This window comes from Marinimicrobium koreense, assembly GCF_003762925.1.
Classification (GTDB): domain Bacteria; phylum Pseudomonadota; class Gammaproteobacteria; order Pseudomonadales; family Cellvibrionaceae; genus Marinimicrobium; species Marinimicrobium koreense.
In genome coordinates, this window is the sequence record NZ_RJUK01000001.1 from 458,271 (window position 1) to 482,214 (window position 23,944).

The following is a 23,944-nucleotide window of genomic DNA, read 5'->3' on the forward strand; positions in this document are numbered from 1 at the left end:
ACCCGGGAGCGGACCGATCTAGACCGAGAGTGAGCGTTTTCCCGCCTCTCCGCATTACGCCCACCTCTCATCATCTGGGGAAGGGGGGTTGCCATGAGATCTAAGCCTTTACCCAATATCCCGAATGAGAAGCCCGCCAATGTGCGGGCTTTTTGCGGTGGTGTGGTAATCGGTCAGTTGGTGAAGCTGACCCGAGCGCAAAGCGAGGCGCGGCACGAAGTGCCGCATAGGCTAGTCAAGGCGCCCAAAAGTCCGACAACACCTGAAAGGCAGCTTGAGCGGGCATTTGCACGGCACCAGTTCCTATTTGAAAGCGAAAAGCTCCGGCATTGCGCCTCAGTGCCATTACAACCGCTGGAAGTCGAACCAAAGCCGGTTATCACACCGAAAGGGCAAACCGGCTGCGCCACCGTGATCCAATACCGCGAGTGGTCCGACGAATGGCGCATCAGGACCCAGGTGGAAACTGCGAACAACCTGCCACCCCAAGTCGATGGCGAGCGTATTACCGAAACGCTGAGCCAGAGAGGCGCTAAGAAGATTGCCGAGAGCTGCGAGTATATGAGCTTGAAAAAGGGCGGCTTTAAGACCTTTGTAACCGGAACCTTCAACGAAGCTGCCAGGGCGCGGATTGCTGCCAACGAAACCACGATCCAGCGCGAGCTAAGTCGCTGCATGGACGCGATGCAGAAGATGTACCAGCGAGGCTGGACGACGGATAAGGGCGAGCGGGTTCCGGGCCACACCGAGGGGCTTTCCTATTGCTGGGTTGTGGAAGTGCCCAAAAATGAGCAGGGCGAAGACAATCCGCACATTCACATGTTGCTTGGCTGGGCGGTTCCGTTTGCTCAGTTCACAAACTGGGCATCCCGGATCGAGGGTATATGGGGGAACGGCTATTTTCACATGGAGAAAATCAAGGACTGCCGTTGCGCCGGAGCCTACATGGCTAAAGCCTTGGGCTACATGACCAAAGGCCAGGAGGGCAGCCAGGGGAAGGTGCGGGGCAACCGCTATGGAATCAGCGAGCCCGCCAGAGCGCCCGACTGGGTGACAGTTGGGAAAAAGCAGCTTCACGCCATGGGGCAGATCATTGCCGATGTGTATGACCACATTACTCAGAAGTATGGGGCGGATTACCGAGAGCGAAAGCAGTTAAACAAGAGGCTGGACGAAACTCCGAAGACTGCCAAAGCGACTCGCTATCAAATCGGAAAACGGCTTCAGGCAGTGAGAGACAAGCTCAGCTCGTTGCCGATTCGGTGCAACAAGTACCAAGTGATTCTAAAGGGTGAGAGCGCCCAGCGAACGTTTCTAAGCTGGGCACTAGGGGACTCCAATAAACCGCCAGAGTGGCTGCCGGAACTGCCTAGCGAGCTAGCTTGGGAGCCGGCGAACACACCAGAAGCAAAAGATGGTCACTATTGGCGCAACTTGGAGAAGGCCTATCAGCACCGCAAGCGTCAGTTCCAAGAGTTAAAGCGCCAGCGTCATGCTGTCACCGATGAGGTTTGCTCATGGATGGTAGAGCAAGCGGAGCGATTTAAAGACGCTGCTTGTAGCGCTTGGGAGGAGTACGCATACTTGGAGTTTACTTAGATCTAGTTTTTGAGGAACGCCGCAGAGAGTAGGGTAATAGATTTCTAGCTGAAAAAAACTATCTATTCTTTATAAAGTTCTTACGTTTTGTTTCTAAACAAGAATTCATAGTTAAATAAGCATTTAATCAGATGGTGAAGGTTGTGCATCTCCCTGAATAGTACAAGTATCAACCGCATGAAATCCAAAAAGTACATTTTTTGGCCGGGCGCTTGCTCTAATTCTCCGCCATTCGGGTAATAGGTGATTTCCTGAGTGATCTCGTCATACTGAACATTGTTGTGAGCGATTGCATTTCTAACTTCGATATTAACTATTTCACCTTCAAAGTGGTACCAACAGTCATCTAAATACTTAAACTTTTGAGATAGTGTTTTTTTTGAAAAATTTTGAAGCGAACTTAAAGATCCGCCATCGACAACTTTGAATGAATTGCAATCTCCTCTATGAATAATGTTGTTAATTCCGGCTACTAAGACAAGCTGTCGAGAGAACACCTCTGCAATATCTTTGTATAGGTCTTTGTAAGAGCTAAAATCTCTCGTTGACACACGGGATGCAATTTTCTCTATTTCGTAATTGGGTACTAAGTCAAGATACAATGCTGGCCGCATTGGCATCTCAGTTTTATAGATTTCTGGGTATATCTTCAAGCAGTCTAATTGCAGAGCACCTAAAAACCCTGAAGAAATTAATTTTCCGATAAAGTCGCTAAACTCTGGACTGTGTAACTTTATTGTTAGCCCTGTAAACCCATTGACAATATGGTTTACCTCTCCGTGGCGCACAAACGGTAGAAAAACGAAGCTGATAAATCGGTAAAGAGACGCGTTTAGGTCTTGTGGTTCAACGGAATTTCCTTGATCTTCAGCTAGAAATTCGCCAACTCTTTTTTTAAAAAGCTGCTTATTCTTTCCCATATAAAGACCTATTATCTTCTTTATCTGGTCAGAATGGTCATGAAAGTGGTTTAGTTGTTCAAGTCTTTGATTGTGAAAATTAAGTTTATGTAGGGTTTTATCGGGGTCTGAATCAGAAGGATCGTTCAAGCGCTCCATGGCCACTAAGAAAGGGGTGTGGCCCATGACATAATCCCCGAAGCGAACTGGGAAATCTAAGTGTAGATCGACAAATGGGTTGGACCCATCGAACGGACCTTCTCTCTCTTTTCTAGATGGATAACATGATATGAAGCGAAAGTCTGAAGCTGGCGCGTTCTTAATGTTTAAGATAACTTCCATAAGCGAGCTGCAGTGTGGGCAGGCGAAGCTTAGAGGTTGTATTTGACGGTTGGAGTAGCCTATGCGGCAATCCGTGTCTTGTTCACAAACTTTGCACGTAAGTGTCATGTTTGAGTTCAAATGTGGCTCCTCATTTTCACGTCTTTTCGTGACCCCTGGGAATCTGCGTCCAGGTGGCTGGTCAATGGAATGGTGGCTTTACAGTGTGTAAGTTTTCCAAAGCTCTTGAAAGTTGGGTCCGTCTGATAGAGGTGGGGTGAATGGCTTATCCATTTGAATGGTCATTGGTATGGGAAAGTCTACGCCAATTACAGCGATCTCGCCTTGCTTTAAATTTGGCAAAAATGACGCTGACGAACGGTCAATTTCACCGCAAGCTCGTTCGACCACTTCTCGATCTCTATCATTGGTTAATCGATGCACAAGGAGTGTTCCCATTTGACTGAGAACGCCTTCCGTAATATCTCTAGGGCGTTGAGTTGTAAGGCAGATGTTTAGGCCGTACTTTCTGCCTTCTTTTGCAATAAGTTCGAAAGCATCAAGTCTTGTAGAGTGATCCTCTGACCCAACTTGTTTTCCAAGGAAGTTGTGCGCCTCGTCTACCACGATCAATAAGGGCATGGCACGAAATCGTTCTTCTCTGGCAAGTTTTAAAAGTTTTCGTCCTATAACATTTGCTAGAATTTCTCTCGCATAGAACTCATAACTTACATCACTCAGACATAGCCTGAAAGTCCTGTTGTCGCCTGAAATAAAAGCTTCTATTGATTCCGTAAGTGTTTTTACTTGTCCATCAAATTGAAAGACAGACTTCATTGAGGTGGCGTACGTTACAGCTTGAATTCTGGTGAGCAGGGACGAACAGTAACCAAGATCGTTGTTTGCTTTTCCCCAATATCCTTCTTTGTTAAAATCAGATTCCCAGCAGCACTCTTCTACAATCTGCCGAGTTAGTTTGGTTATATCAAAAGGCATTGCAGGGTCGTCGACTAGTTTTGAATTGTTTCCCGTGTTCAAGGCTTTTCTGTACGAAGCCTTGCTTTGTTCGATTTTCCGAATGAATCCGTCAGGGAATAAGTGTGGGGAAAGTCGAGCCAAGCGAAGGCTCTTGATAGCCTCCTTGAGCTTTGGGCCTTGAACTTTTCCGGATGGGTCAAACATTGCAATGAAATCTGATTCGATAAAGTCTGTCGGAGGGATTGCAATCTCCGAGGAGTTCAAGTTTTTATGCAATGGATTTCCCAGATGATGGTGTAGCGTAGACGTATTACTCAGTGACCGGTATTCACCTGTCGCATCAATGACTATGACCTTTGAGCCTGAGAATTTTGCGCACTCTTCTATCACTTTTGCTGTTGTCCAGCTCTTACCCCCTCCGGTTGATCCAAGAATCGCACAATGCCTACCAAACAGCTTTTCGGGTGTAACGTGGATGCTGCTCCCATCCGCCCCGGAAATCTTTCCTAGGTTAATGGTAACTTTAGTCTTGGAAGAATTGACTCCATCATTCATCAATTGCGGTAATGCTGACAATAGCCCTGAGGTGGCGGAGAATACGCGGTCACCAAGTCTTGGATACGCGGAGATTCCAGCCTGGATTTTCAAGTGTTCGATATTAATGGATCCAAGTAGTTGTACATATCCAATAGCGTCAAGCTGGCCCGATCCTTGAAAATCTTGAGATAGCTCTGTTCTGTCTCGGTCCGGAAGCCGGACCTCTACGACCCTCCCAAGAACTATCGCCTGCTGGCCCTCAATGAGCACTAGCTCACCCACCTCACCTCTGCCGTATCTAGAACCTTCGATGTAGCTACCACTTACATCACCGGCATGAGCAAGATTTATCTTTACCGTCTGAGCCGTAACAGTTGAAACAACACCAATTTTTAGCTCATGATGCAATATGCCTGAGTCTGTAAAAAAAGCTTCTAAGTCCATACTAACGGCCCGCCTTTTTCACTGCTTTCGCTAATTGCTCAGCAGGGCTCAATGCTCTTAGATTTGGGATGTACTTGACGAACTCGCTGAATGAAGCGTTAACTAGGTGAATGTCATATCCGTTAGAAGATAATTCTGCCAGTTCTATCCAGTATGAGCTTGAGCCGTTTTTACCTGAATTTTGTATGTGGAGGGCAGCATTATAGTCGGCGATAATGAGCTTTAAGCTTGGGTTTGACTTAATGGCAGATACAATTGGTTCGGATAGGTGGTCATCGTTGAACCCATATCCAGACATTAGTAAACAGTTGTTGGGCGTTCGCAAAGTTTCAATGAATCGAGAAAACAGTTCAAGGTGTGGTTGAATAAATGCTTGCTGGTATTTGCCCTTGGCTGGATATATCAGTGCTGCTCTTTCTGGAGATGGATTGGTGCGCTCAAATATTTCGCTTCCTGAGCGTTCCCAGCTCACTGATCCATGAAGCTTGTAAAGTTGTACGATTCCCTCTACAAATTCATGGGAGTCGCTTTCCCTGCGAACTACGTCATAGTTGAAGTAGCGGCCATCAAACCGACGGTTTCTTGTGTAAGAAAATCCGTCAATTAGCATCATTCCTAAGTCAGACCCGGCAGTCTCGAAGCACATATCGTAGTTTGTGGTGAACACTTTTAGGCGGGGGTCACGAACTCGGCGGCGAGCTAGCTTTTGTAGTAGGCCGCTATAAGCAGAAATATCGCTATCTTCCTTATCTATAAACGCAGAGCAGGACTCTAATATTATTCTCTTGACGTGTATCAGAAATTTATTAACAGAGTCATCTTCGGTAAATAGTAGGTAGGCGTCGCACTGAGAAAGAAAGTGTTCGATGTTTGGGTTTTCTCTCTCAGAGTAATTGACCTTTTTGCAGGCGGATGATGCGGGTTGTGTCAATTTTCCGTAATCGGAGTCTCCTTTTTTTGCGTCGGGGTTTGCCCACATGGATTTACACCACAAGTCCCACATGCTGGGGCCAGAAACCTCTCCCATAGAGGTTCCGCTACCTGCAAAAAAGAATAGATTTGGCAGCTGTAACGCAGAGGAAAGCATGTCGTTAAAGTACTGTTTGCTTTCAGCCAGCCATTCCCTCTGGATGGGATTAAGTTGTTCCTCTGGCTCTTGTCCATGGGTGGCGTTCTCTTGGGGTTCGCCATAAAGGTCAATCAAAGATGACTCGTCTAAAGGCGCCCATTTAGTTATGCCTGGTTTCAGGTAAGCGAGAAGTCCTTTCTTATGAGTGGCGTTTCGGTCGGTCATGTTCTGTCCTTATTTATAAGCTGCAATTAGAATGTGGTTCATAAAGCTATTTGACTAGATATCAGGTTTGATGAAATACACAAATGAGTTGCGTGTAAGCTTGCTACTGGCTAACTTGGTTTCGACCACTTTTCTCGGCTCGCTTGTATGCCTCTTTCACCGCTGGACGTTTCATAATTTGTTTGTGACACACTATCAAAACACCTAAGCAAGCGAATGACACAAGTACAAATGTAGTGCCGGCTCCTACGCTTATACTTCGAAATACGGATGCCAGGGCGAAGATCCCGGCTAAGTGTGATATGGGGTGTATCCAGAGATAAAATTTTTCTACGGTTGGGTCTTTGAGGGGGCTGTTGGGCGCAAGGACAAAACCGAGGACCATGATCGGGAGGGCGCCGCCTATTAGTTTTATAGAAAGCTGTTCGTCTGTTGACAGCTGATCCTTGCTTAGCAAAGCTACGAGCACAGCTACTAGTGTGGCTGCGTGGCTGGCTATGGTGCTGGGTCGAAGGTAGCCCACGTTCCCCTCCTTCTGGTATTAACACTAAGATGTAAAGGATGCGCGATATCAGCCCTGTAAATCAATAGATTCGCGCCAGATAACTCCAAGATCCTAAAACTTTGAAAGTTAAATCCAGTAGTCAGAAAGGGGATTTGTTGGTTGTGCTTTAAAACTCCACAGATTGGTTGCTAGACCATTTTCGTGCACCGCTAAATTGCCGAAGCATTGAACGTGCTTTACGTTGTTTTTTGGCGCAGTGTGGGTGAGTACACAACAATAGAGCGCTGCTTTCCGGGCTTGGACAACTATTTTAGGGGAAAGGGTTGAGCGAAGCAGAAGTGTGACTTCGTCTAGTTTGGCAGGCGTCTACTATGGGTCTACTTTTTAAAATAACACTTTGAAGGAGGGAAAGTGGAAGCTCTGTAACTTGTTGATTTTAAAGTGGTACCAGAGGCCGGACTCGAACCGGCACACCCTCGCGGGCGGGGGATTTTGAATCCCCTGCGTCTACCAATTTCGCCACTCTGGCACTGTATAAGCCGCTATGTGCTTTAGTGCGGGTTTCAGGTCTTTACCAGCGCGTTGCGCTGGCCCTGCGGTCGCTCTCGGGCTCCTGCCCTTCGCGACATTTGTGCATCCTGCACGGCATCTACCAATTTCGCCACTCTGGCACAGGTTTACTGCTTTGCGGGGCGGGATTATAGCAGTGTGCGGGGGTTCGTCAACCAAGGATTTTGGTGGTGGTGGGTGTGGGGCTTTGGGTTGCGGCGGATGCGCCTTCGGCTTATCCGCCCTACGGATAGCACTGCAGGTCGCGTAGGGGCCGAGCGCAGCGGTATTAATAAGCCGAAGGCGCATCCGCCGTAAAACCCCGCGATCTGGTGGTCATTTTCGGGGTTTTCCGGTACCCTTGCGGGCTTTTGAACCTGCCTGAATACACGTCTTATGCGCCGCCAGGATTTTTACTACGATCTGCCCGAATCCCTGATTGCCCGTGAACCGGCCGCCGAGCGACGCGGGAGTCGCTTGCTGGGGCTGGATGGCCCGACCGGGAAGGTGACCCACGGTCAATTCCCGGACCTGCTGGAGCAGGTGCGCCCCGGGGATCTGATGGTGTTCAACGATACCAAGGTGATTCCCGCCCGCCTGTTCGGGATGAAAGACACCGGCGGCAAGGTTGAGATTCTGGTGGAGCGCCTGCTGACCGATGCGCGGGTGCTGGCCCACACCCGGGCGAGCAAGTCCCCCAAGATTGGTAGTCTGATCGTGCTGGAAGACGGCACCCGCCTGGCGGTGACCGGGCGGCGCGACGACCTGTTCGAGCTGAACTTCCCGCCGGAGGAAACCGCGCTGTCGGTATTGGAGCGCCTGGGGCATATGCCGCTGCCGCCCTATATCGACCGGGAAGATGAGGAACTGGATCGGGAGCGTTATCAGACGGTGTACGGTCGCAAGGCCGGCGCTGTCGCCGCGCCTACCGCCGGTCTGCACTTTGATGATGACCTGCTGGCCCAGTTGCAGGCCAAAGGCGTCAATCTGGCCTTTGTCACCCTGCATGTGGGTGCGGGCACGTTTCAGCCGGTGCGGGTGGATAATATTGCCGAGCATAAAATGCACAGCGAGGTCATGGACCTGAATGAGCAGGTGGCCGAGCAGGTGCGCGCCACCCGCGCGACTGGCGGTCGAGTGATTGCCGTGGGCACCACCAGCGTGCGCTGCCTGGAAACCGCCGCCGCTCGTGCCGAATCGGGGCAGGGGATGGCCGCCTATCAGGGCGAGACCGATATCTTCATTACTCCCGGCTTTGAATTCAAGGCGGTGGATGCGTTGCTGACCAATTTCCACTTGCCCGAATCGACGTTGATGATGCTGGTGTCCGCCTTTGCGGGTTACCGACACATCATGGACGCCTATCGAGAAGCCGTGGCTCAGGAATACCGCTTTTTCAGTTACGGCGATGCCATGTTTATCACCCGCAACCCGGACGCTCCGCGCGATCTCCCGGGTAGTCCTTCCGAGGGATAAAAGATGTCTTCCTTTATGCAGTTTGAACTGGACCGGGAAGACGGCCTGGCCCGACGCGGCCGCCTGAAGTTCCCCCGGGGCGTGGTGGAAACCCCGGCTTTTATGCCCGTGGGCACCTACGGCACGGTCAAGGGCATGTTGCCTCGGGATATTGAGGCCATTGGCGCTCAGATAATCCTGGGAAACACCTTTCACCTGATGCTGCGTCCGGGCACCGAGGTGGTCAAGGCCCACGGCGATCTGCACGACTTTATGCAGTGGTCCGGCCCGATTCTGACCGACTCCGGTGGCTTTCAGGTGTTCAGCCTGGGGGATATCCGCAAAATCACCGAAGAGGGCGTGTCGTTCCGCTCGCCCATTGATGGCAGCCCGGTATTTCTCGGCCCCGAGGAGGCCATGCAGGTCCAGCGGGATCTGGGGTCGGACATTGTGATGATCTTCGATGAGTGCACCCCGTACCCGGCCACGGAGGATGAGGCGCGCAAGTCCATGGAGCTGTCCCTGCGTTGGGCCAAGCGCTCCAAGGATGCCCACGGTGACAATCCGTCCGCGCTGTTCGGCATTGTGCAGGGGGGCATGTATGAGTCCCTGCGCCGGGAATCGCTGGCGGGCCTGGAGGAGATCGGCTTTGACGGCTACGCCATCGGCGGCCTGTCGGTGGGCGAGCCCAAAGAAGATATGGTGCGCGTACTGTCGGCCCTGACGCCCCATATGCCCAAAGACAAGCCCCGCTATCTGATGGGCGTGGGCAAGCCGGAGGACCTGGTGGAGGGTGTGCGCCGAGGCGTGGATATGTTCGACTGCGTGATGCCCACCCGCAACGCCCGCAATGGCCACCTGTTCACCCATGAGGGGGTGATCAAGATTCGCAATGCCAAGCATCGCCACGACACCGGCTCCCTCGACCCGAAGTGTGACTGCTACACCTGCCAGAACTTCAGCCGCGCCTACTTGCATCACCTGGACAAGTGCGGCGAGATCCTCGGCGCTCAGCTGCAGACCATCCACAACCTGCGCTACTACCAGCTGGTGATGGCCGGGCTGAGGGAGGCCATTGCCGCCGGCGAGTTGGAGGCTTTCGTGGCCGACTTCTATCGGGCCCTCGGTAAGGACGTGCCGCCGCTGACGCCATAAATCACCGGGCGGGGTGCGGCTGCGCCCCGTTCATTACCCTACTTTCATTGTTGTCTTGGGGGAAATCGGTATAATCCGGGCCTTCATCCGTATCCGATACCGTCGAATAAGCCACGGAACCGTTTATGCATAACCGCTACCCGCTCTGGAAATACCTCTTGATTCTGGGGGTTGTTACCCTGGGATTCATTTACGCGCTGCCCAACCTCTATGCGCCCGACCCCGCCGTACAGATTTCCGGTCAATCCGGGGCGACCACCATGGATGCTTCCACGGTGGAGCAGGTAGAACGGCAACTTCAGTCACAGGGCATTGAATATGTCGGCGTAGAGCTGGGCGAAAATGCCGTTCTGGTGCGCCTGGCCAGTGAAGATGAGCAGATGACCGCCCGCCGCACCCTGCAGGAATCTCTGGGTGGTGATTTTGTGGTCGCTCTGAATCAGGCGCCGACCACACCGGATTGGCTGGTGTCTCTGGGCGGTGCCCCCATGCGCCTGGGTCTGGACCTCTCCGGTGGTGTGCACTTCCTGCTGGAAGTCGATACCGCCTCGGCCATTGAAACCCGTCAGGAAATCACTGCCGACGAAATGAAGGGCACGCTGCGCGAAGAGCGTATCCGCTACAACGCGCTGGAGGTTGAAGACGACCAGAGCATTCTGGCGCGCTTCCGTTCGGCCGAGCTGCGGGACCAGGCGCTCGCGCTGATGGAAGATGAATACGACACGCTGGTATTCCAGACCGAAGATGCCGGGGAAGAGGACTTCCGCTTTACCGCGCAGTTGAGCGAAACGGCGATTTCTGAAATTGAAGACTACGCCCTCGGCCAGAACCTGGTGACCCTGCGCAACCGGGTGAATGAGTTGGGTGTGTCCGAGCCGGTCGTGCAGCGTCAGGGCGGCAACCGGATTATCGTGCAGCTTCCGGGGGTACAGGACACCGCCGAAGCCAAGCGGGTGATCGGCAAAACCGCCAACCTGGAATTCCGCCTGGAGGCCGGCCCGGACACGCTGGTATCCATGAAAGAAGAGTTCCCTTACCGCAGTGAAGCCGACAAGCAACGCTTTGGCGGTGCCGAGCTGGAGCGTCAGATCATTCTGACCGGTGACCATGTGGCCAACGCCACCAGCAGCTTCGATGCAGAAACCAATATGCCCCAGGTGAACATTACCCTGGACGGCCTGGGCGGTACCAAAATGCACCGCGCGACCCGGGATAATGTCGGCCGGCGCATGGGTGTGCTGTTTATCGAGCACAAAACCCGCACCGAGTTTGAGACCAACGAAGCCGGTGAGCAGGTGGAAGTGCGGGAGAACTACGTCGAGCGGGAAATCATCAGTCTGGCCACCATTCAGAGTGCGCTGGGCAAGCAGTTCCGGATTACCGGTCTTGAGTCACCGGCGGAAGCCTCTGAGCTGGCGCTGTTGCTGCGCGCCGGTGCCCTGGCGGCGCCCATGTACTTCGTCGAAGAGCGCACCATCGGGCCATCTCTCGGGGCGGAAAACATTCAGACCGGTTTGAACTCGGTGGTGCTCGGGTTGGCGCTGGTGCTGGTCTTTATGCTGATTTACTACCGGGTGTTCGGCATTTTTGCCAACCTGGCCTTGGGGGCCAACATCCTTCTGCTGGTGGCGGTCATGTCCCTGCTGGGCGCCACTCTGACGCTGCCGGGTATTGCCGGTATCGTGCTGACCGTGGGTATGGCGGTGGACGCCAACGTCCTGATTTTCTCCCGGATTCGGGAAGAGCTGAAAGAGGGCGCTTCGCCCCAGTCCGCCATTTACAGCGGTTATGAGCGGGCCTTCGTCAGTATTCTGGATGCCAATATCACCACCTTGCTGGTGGCGGTCATTCTGTACGCTATTGGCACCGGTCCGGTACAGGGTTTTGCGGTCACCCTGTCCATCGGTATTCTGACTTCCATGTTTACCGCGATCATGGGCACTCGGGCGCTGGCCAACCTGGTGTACGGCCGCCGTCGCAACCTGAAGAAGATCTGGATCTAAGAGAGCGCCACTATGCTACCGGAATCAAAAGTGATTAATTTTATGGGCTGGCGCAAAACCTGCGCCACCATTTCCATCGTGTTGCTGCTGGCTTCCATCGTATCTCTGGCGACGCGTGGTCTGGAGTTTGGGTTGGACTTTACCGGCGGTTCCCAGGTCGAGCTGGGCTTCGATCGCCCGGCGGATCTGTCCACCATCCGCTCGGTGCTGGGCGAGCAGGGCCTTGAGAACCCCGTGGCGATTCTGTTCGGCTCGGACTCGGAAGTTCTGATCCGCACCCAGGATGCTCTGAGTGACGGTGTACTGGAGCAGTTGGAAGAGGGGCTTGCGTCCCTGTCCGACAGTGCGACCATTGCCGATGTGCGCAACGCCGCCAGCGACCAGACCCAGTTCTCCGAAGTGCTGGTGTTCAATGGCGTCAGTGAGTCAGCGCTGCGCTCGGCGGACCTGTTTGACCCGCGTTACTACGGTCGCACACAGATCGCGACTGAGGGTGAGGCCGTCACCGTTGCCGTTGAAAACGCTCTGGACAATGTCTATTCCCAATTTCTGATTGACGCCCTGGAAGAGGCGACCGGAGCGAGCATCAATCTGCGGCGCAGCGAGTTTGTCGGCCCGCAGGTGGGTGAAGAGCTGCGCGACCAGGGCGGGCTGGGCATGTTGTTCGCTTTGGCCGTGGTGATGATCTACGTGGCGATCCGCTTCCAGTACAAATTTTCCATCGGCGCGGTTCTGGCCCTGGTTCACGATGTGATTATTGTTCTGGGTGTATTCTCGGTCCTGCGCCTGGATTTCGATCTTACGGTGCTGGCAGCAGTGCTGGCGGTGATCGGTTATTCACTGAACGATACCATCGTTGTGTTTGACCGGGTGCGGGAAAACTTCCGCAAAATGCGTCGCGGCACCACCAACGAGGTGATCAATACCTCCTTGACCCAGACGCTGGAGCGGACACTGCTGACCTCCTTGACCACCTTGTTGGTGTTGCTGGTGTTGTACTTCTTCGGTGGCGAGTTGATCAGTGGCTTTGCATTTGCGCTGATTGTCGGCGTGCTGGTCGGTACCTACTCTTCGGTTTATGTCTCGGCCAACATTCTGTCGGCAATGCACCTGACCAAAGAAGACCTCATGCCACCGCCGAAAGAGGGCGAGGAGCAGGAAGAGTTGGCTCCCTGAGCCTCGTGAACCGCTGAAAAAGTGCGGATACCAGTGGTGAGGGTATCCGCCCGATCGATGAGCAGAGCTTATGTCGAAAGGCATCACCATCAGCGATGAAGAATTGAGCCAGGCAAACAGCGACGAGCTGCGCGACCTGGTGGCACGCTATCGCCGGATTTTCAACGGTAGCGGCTACGGCTTCTGGGAGTGGGACCTCACCTCCAACCGCATTGACTGGTCCGGCGGTTTCTGGGAATCGCTGGGGTTCAATGACGAAGATAAAATCCGCATCAGCGACGCCACAGCGCTGCCGGATTACATCCACCCCGACGATCGGGACCACATGCTCGAAGCCGTGCGCGAACACCTGCGCAGCGGCGAACCTCTCAACACCGCCTACCGGATCCTCACCAAACGAGGCAACTACGTCTGGACCCAGGCCCGAGCGAACTCCATTCGCGACAAGTACGGCCGGGTCATGTACATCTCCGGGGTCAACTTCGATATCACCGAGCTGAAGAATGTCGAAGCGGCCCTGCGTGAAAGTGAGGCGCGTCAGGCTCGCATCATCCAGGCGTCCAATGACGGTATCTGGGAGTGGTACGCAGACCGCAAGGGTTTCCACTTTTCCAATCGTTGCTGGGAGCACGCAGGCTACGACGAGAAAGACGATGTGGTGATCCGGGGGCAGAACCGCCTGTCGGTATGGCGCTCTCATATTCACCCGCAAGACCTCCCCAAGTTTGACCAGACCCTGGCGGATCACATGGCCGGGCGGGCACCGTTTGATATCGAGTACCGGATTTTCGGCAAAGACGGAGATATCCGCTGGATTCGTGCCCGGGGGCGCGCCAGCTTTGACATCGAGGGCAATCCGGTGCGTATGTCCGGCACCAACATGGATATCACCGATATCAAGCGCGCCGAAGAGCGGGTGGTACAGGCCAAAGACGCGGCGGAAAAAGCCAATCAGGCCAAGTCCGACTTCCTCTCCAGCATGAGTCACGAGCTGCGCACGCCGCTCAATGCCATTCTGGGGTATGCGCAGCTGTTTCAGTATGACGACAACCTCACCGACAGTCAGATGGATAACGCCCGGGAAATCCGCAAGGCGGGCGAGCATCTGCTGCAACTGATCAATGATGTGTTGGATCTGGCCAAGATCGAGTCCGGCCGGATGACCTTCTCTCTGGAGCCGGTGTTGGTGTCCCGGGTGGTGGCCGAGTGCTTTACGTTGATACAACCTCAGGCCGATGCCGGTGGCATCAAGCTCAGTGCGGATCTCAAACGGCTGGAGAGCACCTACGTGGTGGCCGACAACACCCGCCTGAAGCAGGCGTTGCTCAATCTGGTCAGCAATGCGGTGAAATACAATCAGGTCGGTGGTGAAGTGGCAGTCAGTTTGTCGGAGCGGGACGATAACCGCCTTCGTATCACGGTTCGCGATACCGGCCAGGGTATACCGGCCAGCCGTCAGCACGAAGTGTTTCAGCCCTTCAATCGCCTGAACGCGGAGTACTCAAAAGTCGAAGGGTCTGGTGTCGGGCTGGTGATTACCAAGCAGTTGGTCGAAATGATGGGCGGTAAGCTGTCTTTCGAGAGCACCGAGGGGGTGGGTACCGAGTTCTGGATGGATCTGCCTCTGTCCACGGAGTGGAATCAGGATCTGGTGGTCAACCGCCGGGAGCATGACCCGACGGCGGATGAGGAGCCGGAAGCGTTGGTGCTTGAAGAGCCTCGGACCATTCTGTACGTGGAGGACAACCCGTCCAATATCCGCCTGATGCAACAGATCCTGAGTCGCTACCCGATGTTGACGCTGGAAGTGGCCGAAGAGGCGTTCCTCGGGATTTACAAGGCTCGCAGTGAGCGGCCGGACGTGATCATTCTGGATATCAATCTGCCGGGGATGGATGGCTACGAGGCGTTGTCGGTGTTAAAGCGTGACCCCGTGACCGCGGATATTCCGGTGGTGGGGCTGTCGGCCAACGCCATGGCCTACGATGTGGAGCGGGGCCGCAAGGCGGGGTTTTTTGATTACCTGACCAAGCCGGTGGAAATCAATCACCTGGTTCGGACGCTCAAGAAGCTCTTGGCTTAGGTAACGTTAGGTGACGGCGGATGCGCGCTGCGCGCTTATCCGCCCTACGGCCGGTTGTGTAGGGCGGATAAGCGCAAAGCGCGCATCCGCCGTTACCACTCCCAACCGCGTCCACCAGCTTTCTAACTCAAACGTGTCCCAAATGCTTCTGCACCACCTGCAACACCGGCTTGAACACCTTCGGTGTACCACACACGATGTGGCCGGTATCCATATACGAGGTGCCGCCGCGGAAGTCGCTGATCAAGCCGCCGGCCTCTTTCACCAGTAGCACGCCCGCCGCGAAATCCCACTCGTTCAGATGCATTTCCCAGAAGGCGTCATAGCGTCCTGCGGCCACATAGGCCAGATCGAGCGCCGCTGAGCCCGCGCGGCGAATGCCGGCGGTCTGGCCTGCGAGTTCACTGATGCAGGCGAGGAAGGGCTGGATTTTGGCCAGGGCCGGGCCATCGAACGGGATGCCGGTACCCAGCAGGGCACCTTCCAGGCCGCGACGGGTGGATACCCGGATACGACGGCCGTTGAGTGACGCGCCGCGGCCGCGGCTGGCGGTAAATTCCTCGCGCTTGACGGGGTCGAGTACCACGGCGTGCTCAACCTGTCCTTTGTAAAAGCAGGCAATGGAGACGGAAAAATGGGGCATGCCATGCACGAAATTGGTGGTGCCGTCGATCGGATCGATCACCCAGACATAGTCCGGGTTCTTGCCCTGGGTGGTCCCGCTTTCTTCACCGCGGAAACTGTGGTCCGGGTAGGCCTTGCGCAACACCTGAATGATCGCCTGTTCGGCTCCCCGATCCACTTCGGTGACGAAGTCGTTGGGGCTTTTGTTTTCAACCTTGATGGTGTCCGGGCGTTCGTAGGCGCGTTCAATCAGTTCTGCCGCCTTGCGCGCCGCGCGCAAAGCCATCGTCAACATGGGTTCCATAGGGCAATCAGTCTTTTCGTGAAAAATGGGAAAGAACGGGGCGAGGGCGGGCCTCGCGAAGGCCGCACAGTATAACGGCAAGCGCGCCGGCTCGCCAGCGCCATGGCGCAATTGTCCCATCTTGGCCGGGGCGGGCCGCCGTGAACCCGGGCCGGGTGGTTCATGATAGAATGCGCGGCCTTTAGGGGCCCCGCGCCCACGCAATCGCTATCGATCAAGAGACCGTTATGACCGCCAACCCTTTTGACAATATCCGCATCGTTCTGGTGAATACCTCTCATCCGGGCAACATCGGTGGTGCCGCCCGGGCCATGAAGAATATGGGGCTGTCCCGCCTCTATCTGGTGGAGCCCAAGGAGTTTCCCTCGGAAAAAGCCGTCTGGCGGGCCGCCGGGGCACTGGATGTGCTGGATAAAGCCGTGGTGGTGGAGACGCTGGATGAGGCCATTGAGGGCTGTGGCCTGGTGGTCGGCACCAGCGCCCGCGAACGTCGGATTCCCTGGCCGCTGGTGGACCCACGCCAGTGCGGCGAGCGGTGCTGGCAGGAGGCGGGCGAGCACGAGGTGGCACTGCTGTTCGGGCGCGAGGACCGGGGGCTGACCAACGAGGAGCTGCACAAGTGCCAGTACCATGTGCATATTCCCGCCAACCCGGAATACAGCTCCCTGAATCTGGCCACCGCCGTGCAGGTGCTGTGCTACGAGCTGCGTATGGCCCACCTCTCGCAGCAAGAGGGCGGCCCGTTGGGCAAAACCGAATGGGATATGCCCCCCGCCAAAAGCGAGGCTTTAGAGCGGTATTTCGAGCACCTTCAGCAGACGCTGGAAACCCTGGACTTCCTCAACCCGGATAACCCCCGCCAGACCATGACCCGGCTGCGCCGCCTGTACCACCGCATCCGCCCGGATGAGATGGAGCTGAGCATTCTGCGCGGCGTGCTGACGGCCACGCAAAACTACATTTACCACACGGATAAACGCCTGAAATCCCTTGAGGCGGCGCCGGAGAACGAAAAGCCCTTGGATAATGGCGAATAGTTGAGTAAAATACTTGGTTATAGACGGGTGGGTTTCCGACAGCTCGGTATCCACTCTCCACCAAGGCTAGAGGCGACAATCCGGGCATGAGACTGACTACCAAAGGTCGATACGCGGTCACCGCGATGCTGGACCTGGCCCTGCACAGTGAGCAGGGGCCAGTGAGCCTTGCGGATATCTCCAATCGCCAGGGTATATCCCTGTCCTATCTGGAACAGCTGTTTGCCAAGCTGCGTCGGCAGAAGCTGGTGAGCAGTGTTCGCGGCCCCGGCGGCGGTTACCGCCTGGCGGAGCGCCTTGAAGCCATCTCGGTGGCACAAGTGGTGGATGCGGTCAGTGAGTCCCTCGATGCCACCCGCTGTGAGGGCAAAGGGGACTGCCAGAACGGCAAAGTATGCCTGACGCACCACCTCTGGGAAGATCTCAGTGCCCAAATTCATCAGTTTTTAAGTGATATCAGCCTGGCGGATCTGGTCGAACGGCGCGACATTCAAGCGGTTCGGGCCCGTCAGGACCACCAACAGCAGCTCTCGGCTGAGCAGATTCTGTGCAGCCAGCTGTAGACGCCGTTCCGGTACCGTCTAGCAACGAGGTTTGAGTAATCGATGACGTTGAGCGCTCCACGTCAGCCCATTTATCTGGACTATGCCGCCACCACGCCGGTCGACCCGGCGGTGGCCGAGCAGATGGCGGCCTGCCTGACGCGGGAGGGCAATTTTGCCAACCCGGCCTCGCGCTCCCATCTGTATGGATGGCAGGCGGAAGAAGCGGTGGAGAATGCCCGTCAACAGGTGGCGGACCTGATCGGCGCGGATAACCGCGAAATTGTCTGGACCAGTGGCGCTACCGAGGCGGATAACCTGGCGCTCAAAGGCGTCTGGGAAGCGCGCCGCCGGGCAGGGTTGCCCGCAGGCCACCTGATTGTCTCCGCGATTGAACACAAGGCGGTGCTTGATCCTGCTCACTGGTTGGCGGAGCAGGGCGTTGAGGTCACCTATCTGACCCCTAATGCCAGCGGACGGATTGAGGCGGAAGTGGTACGCGCCGCGCTGCGGGACGATACGTTTCTGGTCAGCGTGATGCATGTGAACAATGAGCTTGGCAGCGTCAACGACATTGCCGGGATCGGCGCCATCTGCCGGGAACAGGACATCCTGTTTCACGTTGATGCAGCCCAGAGTGGCGGGCGGCTGGCGTTGAATGTGGCGGAACAGAACGTGGACCTGATGTCCCTCTCGGCGCACAAAATGTACGGCCCGAAAGGCATTGGTGCTTTGTATGTTCGTCGTGATCCGGGGGTGAAAATCAGCGCCCAGATTCACGGCGGTGGTCACGAGCGGGGCATGCGCTCCGGCACCTTGCCCACCCATCAGTGTGTGGGCATGGGGGCGGCGGCCCAGTTGGCCGCTGATCGCCTGGCGGAAGATCCGCCGCGTATTGCCGCCTTGCGGGATGAGTTGTGGCAGGGCATTGCCGATCTGCCGGGCATCCAGTTGAACACGGACCTGGCTCACACGGCCTGCGGTCATCTGAATATTGCGTTCGGTGGTTGCGATGGTGAAATGCTACTGCTGTCGCTGCGCCAACTCGCGGTGGCGACCGGCTCGGCCTGTACCTCGGCGAGTCTGGAGCCGAGCTATGTGCTCAAGGCGATTGGCCTGAGTAACGATCTGGCCCAGGCCTCTTTGCGTATAAGTCTGGGGCGCCTGACCACCGAGGACGAGGTGCAGTTCGCGATCCAGCACATTCGCGACGTGGTGCCAAAGCTGCAACGTAAGGCCAGCGCCTAAATAGGCGGACGTCGGATTACGGCCTGCGGCCTAATCCGACCTACGAGAGGGTGAACACCAGCACCGAACAAAACAAGTAGGTTGGATTAGCAAAGCGTAATCCGACTTAACGCAAGGGATGCGGAAACAGGGCACCAAAGTACCCGTAGGGCGGATTAGCGAAGCGTAATCCGACAGAACAACGCGAACAATCGCGGAATCGAACAACCGAATTTTAGCTAACTCACTCCGAATGCGGAGACAGAGGTGAAGTGATGGCAGAGCAAGAAGTTGAAAAACTGATCAAGCGCGAGTACGCCGCCGGCTTCCATACCCAGATCGATACGGATACCTTGCCGCCCGGTCTGAATGAAGACGTCGTCCGGTTTATCTCCGCGAAAAAAGGTGAGCCCGAGTGGATGCTCGACTGGCGCCTGCAGTCCTTCCGTGCCTGGGAGCAGATGGAAGAGCCCAATTGGGCCCACGTACATTACCCCAAGGTCGACTTCCAGGCGCTGTCGTACTTCTCCCAGCCCAAGAGTATGGAAGATCGGCCCAAGAGCCTGGATGAGGTCGATCCCGAGCTGTTGCGCACCTACGAAAAGCTGGGCATCCCGGTCCACGAGCAGGAGATGCTGGCGGGCGTGGCGGTAGACATGGTGTTTGACTCCGTGTCTGTGGTGACCACCTTCCGTGAAAAGCTCAAAGAAGCGGGTGTGATTTTCTGCTCGATCAGTGAGGCGGTACACGAGTACCCGGAGCTGATCAAAAAGTATCTCGGTACGGTAGTGCCCCAGAAAGACAACTACTATGCCGCGCTCAACTCGGCGGTTTTCTCCGATGGTTCGTTTGTGTACATCCCCAAGGGCGTGCGCTGCCCGATGGAGCTGTCCACCTACTTCCGGATCAACGAGCAGAATACCGGCCAGTTCGAGCGCACGCTGATCGTCGCCGAAGAAGGCGCTTATGTCAGCTACCTGGAAGGCTGCACCGCGCCCATGCGCGATGAGAACCAGTTACACGCCGCAGTGGTTGAGCTGGTGGCTCTGGACAATGCCGAAATCAAATACTCCACGGTGCAGAACTGGTACCCCGGCGACGAACAGGGCAAGGGCGGTATCTATAACTTTGTGACCAAGCGCGGCCTCTGCCACACCAATGCCAAAATTTCCTGGACCCAGGTGGAAACCGGCTCGGCCATTACCTGGAAGTACCCCAGCTGCATTCTGCGCGGGGACAACAGCGTCGGTGAGTTCTACTCGGTGGCGTTGACCAACAACTACCAGCAGGCCGATACCGGCACCAAGATGATTCACATCGGGAAGAACACCCGCTCGACCATCATCTCCAAGGGTATTTCCGCCGGCCGCAGCTCCAACGCCTATCGCGGCCTGGTGCGGATGAACCCCGGTGCCGAGGGTGCACGGAACTACACTCAGTGTGACTCCCTGCTGATCGGCGATCGCTGCGGCGCGCACACCTTCCCGTACATCGAAAGCAAGAATCCGAGTGCGGTGGTGGAGCACGAGGCGACCACCTCCAAGGTGAGCGACGACCAGATGTTCCTGTGCCAGCAGCGCGGCCTGGACCCCGAAAAAGCCGTCTCGATGATTGTGAATGGCTTCTGCCGGGAAGTGTTTAAAGAGTTGCCGATGGAGTTTGCGGTGGAAGCCGGCAAGCTGTTGGAAGTGAGCCTCGAAGGCTCGGTGGGTTAATCGTTGGATAGCGGCAGATAGCACCGCAGTTTGCGTAGGGCGGATAAGCGCGAAGCGCGCATCCGCCGTTACCCAAACCAACGCCGCCACCCAAACTCGAAACCACCGCACACGACGAATCGAATTTACGTTATATGAAACTGGAAACCGACACTATGCTGACCATCAAAGACCTGCGCGCCAGCGTCGAGAATGAAGAAATCCTCAAGGGCCTGAGCCTGGACATCAAACCCGGCGAAGTGCACGCCATCATGGGCCCGAACGGTTCGGGCAAGAGTACCCTGGGCAATGTGCTGACCGGCCGCGAAGGCTATGAAGTGACCGCCGGCAGCGTGCAGTTCAATGGCAAAGACCTGTTTGAACTCGAGCCTGAAGAGCGCGCCCGCGAGGGCCTGTTCCTGGCCTTTCAGTATCCGGTGGAAATCCCCGGTGTCAGCAATATGGAATTTCTGAAAGCAGCGGTGGATGCACATCGTGAACACCGCGGTGAAGACCCGATTTCCTCGGTGGACTTCCTGAAGCTGGCCCGCGAGACCTGCAAGTCGGTCGACCTGGACCCGTCGTTCCTCAAGCGCGGTGTCAACGAAGGTTTCTCCGGCGGTGAGAAAAAGCGCAACGAAATTCTGCAGATGATGCTGCTCAAGCCCACCGTCTGCATTCTGGATGAAACCGACTCCGGGCTGGATATCGATGCCCTGCAGGTGGTAGCCAATGGCGTGAACGCCATGCGGGCCGAAGATCGCAGCTTTATCGTGGTCACCCACTACCAACGGCTGCTCAACTACATCGTCCCGGATAAGGTTCACGTATTGGCTGGCGGCCGCATCGTGAAGTCCGGCGGTAAAGAATTGGCGCATGAGCTCGAAGAGAAAGGTTATAGCTGGCTCGAAGAAGAGGTGGTGTAAGCGATGAGTGATTTTCAGCAACAGGCGTTGCAACTGGCCGGGCAGCAGGATAGCCCGGACTGGCTGTCCGAGCTGCGCACCAGCGGCGCCCGGCAGTGGCTGAAAACGCCCTGGCCAAACCGCAAAACCGAGCAGTGGAAATACACCCCGCTCGCGCCGCTGCACAAAACCGAATTTGCGCAGTGGGCCGAATCCACCGCCCAGTGGCAGGACCAGATCGAATGGTTGGAACTGGATGCGACGCGCCTGGTGTTCGTCAACGGCGTGTTCGATCCCGAGGCGTCGGACGCCTTGCCCGCTGAGGTGGTTCGCTTTGGCGATGCCAGTGCGGAGCAGCAGGCCGTTATTGGTCAGCATCTGGGTAAAATCGTCGACAGCGAACACCATCTGTTCGCCGCACTCAGCAACGCCTGGGCGTCTGAGGACGGTGTGCTGGTGCACGTCCCGAAAGACACCAAGCTGGCCAAGCCGCTGTACGTGGTGCAGGTGTCCACGCCGGGTAGTGCGCCGGCCACCGCCAACCAGCGTTTGCTGGTGGTGCTGGGAACCGGCGCTCAGGCGAGCATCATCGAGCATTTCGCCTCGACCGACGCCGAGCAGAACGGCTTTGTAAACAGCCTGACCGAAATTGAAGTGGGCGAGAATGCGTTCCTGCACCACTATCGGATCAATCTGGAAGAAGAGAACCTGCTGCACGTGGGCGGCATTCACGCCAACCTGCAGCGCAGTTCGCAGTTGCGCGGTTTTACCGTGGCCCAGGGCAGTAAGCTCAAGCGTATTGATTATCAGATCAACCATTGCGGTGAAGGCGCGCACCTGGATCTGCAGGGCGTGTATGTCCCGCGCAACAAGCAGTTGATCGACTACCACACCAATGTGCAGCACAAGGTGCCGCACTGCACCAGTAACGAAGTCTTTCGGGGCATTATTGGTGATTCGGCGCACGCGGTGTTCAATGGCCGCATCCATATTCACCAGGATGCCCAGAAAACCCTGGCGGAGCTCAGCAACAAAAACCTGCTGACCTCGCCCAAGGCGGAAGTGGACACCAAGCCCGAGCTGGAAATTTACGCGGATGATGTGAAGTGTGCCCACGGTGCCACCGTGAGCCAGTTGAACAAAACCGCGCTGTACTACATGCAGGCCCGCGGCATTTCGCGGGAGGAAGCGCAGGTCATGCTGAACTTCGGCTTTATCAACGAGCTGTTGCAGGATGTCGCCGAGCCGGCCGTGCGTAACTACCTCGGCCCGCGCCTGGCCCGCCTGTTCAGCAGTAACAGCGATCTTCTGCGACACATTCAGAGCGAAGAGGCCTGATCCTCACCATGAACAGACCGGAAGCACTACAGAGCACCGCCGGCTTCGATGTGGAAGCGGTACGCCGGGATTTCCCGATCCTGCAGGAGCAGGTGAACGGGCATCCGTTGGTGTATCTGGATAACGCCGCGACCACCCAGAAGCCGCGGGCGGTGATTGATGCGATCAGTCACTACTACCTGCACGACAACAGTAATGTGCATCGTGGTGCCCATGCGCTGGCGGAGCGGGCGACGGCAAAGTTTGAAGCTGCGCGGTCAACGGTGGCCGAGTTCCTCAACGCACCGCATCGCGAACAGATTCTGTGGACGCGCGGCACCACCGAAAGTATCAACTTGGTGGCGTTCAGTTGGGGTCGCAATAACCTCAAGGCGGGTGATCGGATTCTGGTCTCGGCGATGGAGCACCACTCCAACATTGTGCCCTGGCAGATGGTGGCCGAGGCCACCGGCGCAACCGTCGAACCCATTCCGGTGGACGAGACGGGCACGCTGGAGCTGGCGGCGCTGGAAACGCTGCTCGAGCAGGGTCAGGTGCGTATGGTGGCGGTCGGGCACGTGTCCAATGCTCTGGGTACAGTCAATCCCATCGATGACATTATTGCCCTGGCGCACAAGCACGGCGCACTGGCGCTGATTGATGGCGCCCAGGCGGTAAGTCACTGGCCCATCGATGTTCAGGCGCTCGATTGCGACTTCTATGTGTTTTCGGCCCATAAACTGTTTGGTCCCACGGGATTCGGCGTGCTGTACGGCAAACGCGACCTTCTCGAAGCCATGCCGCCGTATCAGGGCGGTGGCGAGATGATCCAGTCAGTGAGCTTCGCCGGCACGACTTACAACCAGTTGCCGTACAAGTTTGAGGCGGGCACCCCGGATATCGCCGGCGCCATTGGCCTGGCCGCTGCCATTGACTACCTCAATGGGCTGGACCGGGAAGCCGCCGCCGCGCACGAGCGGGCCCTGTTGGCCTATGCGGAAGAGAAGGCGTTTGCGACCCCGGGTATCACTCTGGTGGGCACGGCGGCGCACAAGGTCAGCGTGTTGAGCTTTCTGGTCGAGGGCACCCACCCGAACGATCTGGGGTTTCTGCTGGATCAACAGGGTGTGGCGGTGCGTACCGGACACCACTGCGCGCAACCGATTATGGAGCAATACCATATTCCGGGTACGGTGCGCGCCAGCTTTGCGTTTTACAACACCTCTGATGAGGTGGATCGGCTGTTCGAGGCCCTTGAAAAGGCTCGGCAGTTTTTTTGAACAACACAGGAGTAGA

General features: G+C 56.1%; 17 protein-coding genes and 1 tRNA gene. 13 read left to right on the plus strand and 5 right to left on the minus strand.

Going from position 1 to position 23,944, the window contains the following annotated elements; all coding sequences use genetic code 11:
* Nucleotides 1-93 precede the first annotated feature (93 nt).
* Nucleotides 94-1,599 carry a rolling circle replication-associated protein gene (locus EDC38_RS01985; RefSeq protein ID WP_123637109.1) on the plus strand — a complete coding sequence of 502 codons (1,506 nt, stop codon included), beginning with the start codon at nt 94-96 and terminating at the stop codon, nt 1,597-1,599.
* 80 nt (nt 1,600-1,679) lie between these two features.
* Here EDC38_RS01985 and EDC38_RS01990 read toward each other — a convergent pair whose 3' ends face one another.
* From EDC38_RS01990 to EDC38_RS02005, 4 genes are all read right to left on the minus strand, one after another.
* Nucleotides 1,680-2,684, minus strand: coding sequence for a hypothetical protein (locus tag EDC38_RS01990; protein ID WP_211331027.1), 1,005 nt, complete (start codon nt 2,682-2,684; stop codon nt 1,680-1,682).
* Between the two features lie 354 nt (nt 2,685-3,038).
* Complete coding sequence (locus tag EDC38_RS01995) at nt 3,039-4,778, minus strand: ATP-binding protein (RefSeq protein WP_123637110.1); 1,740 nt, start codon at nt 4,776-4,778, stop codon at nt 3,039-3,041.
* Between the two features lies 1 nt (nt 4,779).
* Complete coding sequence (locus EDC38_RS02000) at nt 4,780-6,072, minus strand: SIR2 family protein (RefSeq protein ID WP_123637111.1); 1,293 nt, start codon at nt 6,070-6,072, stop codon at nt 4,780-4,782.
* A gap of 947 nt (nt 6,073-7,019) precedes the next feature.
* A tRNA-Leu gene (locus EDC38_RS02005) sits at nt 7,020-7,106 on the minus strand.
* 416 nt (nt 7,107-7,522) lie between these two features.
* Here EDC38_RS02005 and queA point away from each other — a divergent pair.
* From queA to EDC38_RS02030, 5 genes are all read left to right on the plus strand, one after another.
* A complete protein-coding gene (gene queA / locus EDC38_RS02010; protein ID WP_123637112.1) occupies nt 7,523-8,602 on the plus strand; it encodes a tRNA preQ1(34) S-adenosylmethionine ribosyltransferase-isomerase QueA in 1,080 nt (359 codons plus the stop codon).
* A gap of 15 nt (nt 8,603-8,617) precedes the next feature.
* Nucleotides 8,618-9,736, plus strand: coding sequence for a tRNA guanosine(34) transglycosylase Tgt (gene tgt / locus EDC38_RS02015; RefSeq protein ID WP_123638825.1), 1,119 nt, complete (start codon nt 8,618-8,620; stop codon nt 9,734-9,736).
* Nucleotides 9,737-9,861: 125 nt separating this feature from the next.
* Nucleotides 9,862-11,739 carry a protein translocase subunit SecD gene (gene secD, locus EDC38_RS02020; RefSeq protein WP_123637113.1) on the plus strand — a complete coding sequence of 626 codons (1,878 nt, stop codon included), beginning with the start codon at nt 9,862-9,864 and terminating at the stop codon, nt 11,737-11,739.
* A 12-nt stretch (nt 11,740-11,751) separates the two neighbouring features.
* On the plus strand, nt 11,752-12,915 hold the full coding sequence (gene secF, locus EDC38_RS02025) for a protein translocase subunit SecF (RefSeq protein ID WP_123637114.1): 1,164 nt from the start codon (nt 11,752-11,754) through the stop codon (nt 12,913-12,915).
* A gap of 70 nt (nt 12,916-12,985) precedes the next feature.
* The gene (locus EDC38_RS02030; RefSeq protein WP_123637115.1) at nt 12,986-14,998 is read left to right on the plus strand and encodes a PAS domain-containing hybrid sensor histidine kinase/response regulator; all 2,013 of its coding nucleotides are present in this window, start codon (nt 12,986-12,988) and stop codon (nt 14,996-14,998) included.
* Nucleotides 14,999-15,125: 127 nt separating this feature from the next.
* On the opposite strand, the gene EDC38_RS02035 is transcribed toward EDC38_RS02030, so the two are convergent.
* Complete coding sequence (locus EDC38_RS02035; RefSeq protein ID WP_024459848.1) at nt 15,126-15,926, minus strand: inositol monophosphatase family protein; 801 nt, start codon at nt 15,924-15,926, stop codon at nt 15,126-15,128.
* A gap of 227 nt (nt 15,927-16,153) precedes the next feature.
* Between EDC38_RS02035 and trmJ the strand changes: the two genes are divergently transcribed.
* From trmJ to EDC38_RS02070, 7 genes are all read left to right on the plus strand, one after another.
* Nucleotides 16,154-16,963 carry a tRNA (cytosine(32)/uridine(32)-2'-O)-methyltransferase TrmJ gene (gene trmJ, locus EDC38_RS02040; RefSeq protein ID WP_123637116.1) on the plus strand — a complete coding sequence of 270 codons (810 nt, stop codon included), beginning with the start codon at nt 16,154-16,156 and terminating at the stop codon, nt 16,961-16,963.
* A gap of 86 nt (nt 16,964-17,049) precedes the next feature.
* A complete protein-coding gene (gene iscR, locus EDC38_RS02045; protein ID WP_123637117.1) occupies nt 17,050-17,526 on the plus strand; it encodes a Fe-S cluster assembly transcriptional regulator IscR in 477 nt (158 codons plus the stop codon).
* Between the two features lie 42 nt (nt 17,527-17,568).
* Nucleotides 17,569-18,753, plus strand: a complete 1,185-nt coding sequence (locus tag EDC38_RS02050; protein ID WP_123637118.1) for an IscS subfamily cysteine desulfurase — start codon at nt 17,569-17,571, stop codon at nt 18,751-18,753.
* Nucleotides 18,754-19,007: 254 nt separating this feature from the next.
* Nucleotides 19,008-20,447 carry a Fe-S cluster assembly protein SufB gene (sufB, locus tag EDC38_RS02055; RefSeq protein WP_123637119.1) on the plus strand — a complete coding sequence of 480 codons (1,440 nt, stop codon included), beginning with the start codon at nt 19,008-19,010 and terminating at the stop codon, nt 20,445-20,447.
* Between the two features lie 155 nt (nt 20,448-20,602).
* On the plus strand, nt 20,603-21,352 hold the full coding sequence (gene sufC / locus EDC38_RS02060) for a Fe-S cluster assembly ATPase SufC (protein ID WP_024459853.1): 750 nt from the start codon (nt 20,603-20,605) through the stop codon (nt 21,350-21,352).
* Nucleotides 21,353-21,355: 3 nt separating this feature from the next.
* Entirely contained in the window at nt 21,356-22,669 is a 1,314-nt protein-coding gene (sufD, locus tag EDC38_RS02065; RefSeq protein WP_123637120.1) for a Fe-S cluster assembly protein SufD, read from the plus strand.
* Between the two features lie 8 nt (nt 22,670-22,677).
* Nucleotides 22,678-23,928, plus strand: a complete 1,251-nt coding sequence (locus tag EDC38_RS02070; protein ID WP_123637121.1) for a SufS family cysteine desulfurase — start codon at nt 22,678-22,680, stop codon at nt 23,926-23,928.
* The last annotated feature ends 16 nt before the right edge of the window (nt 23,929-23,944 follow it).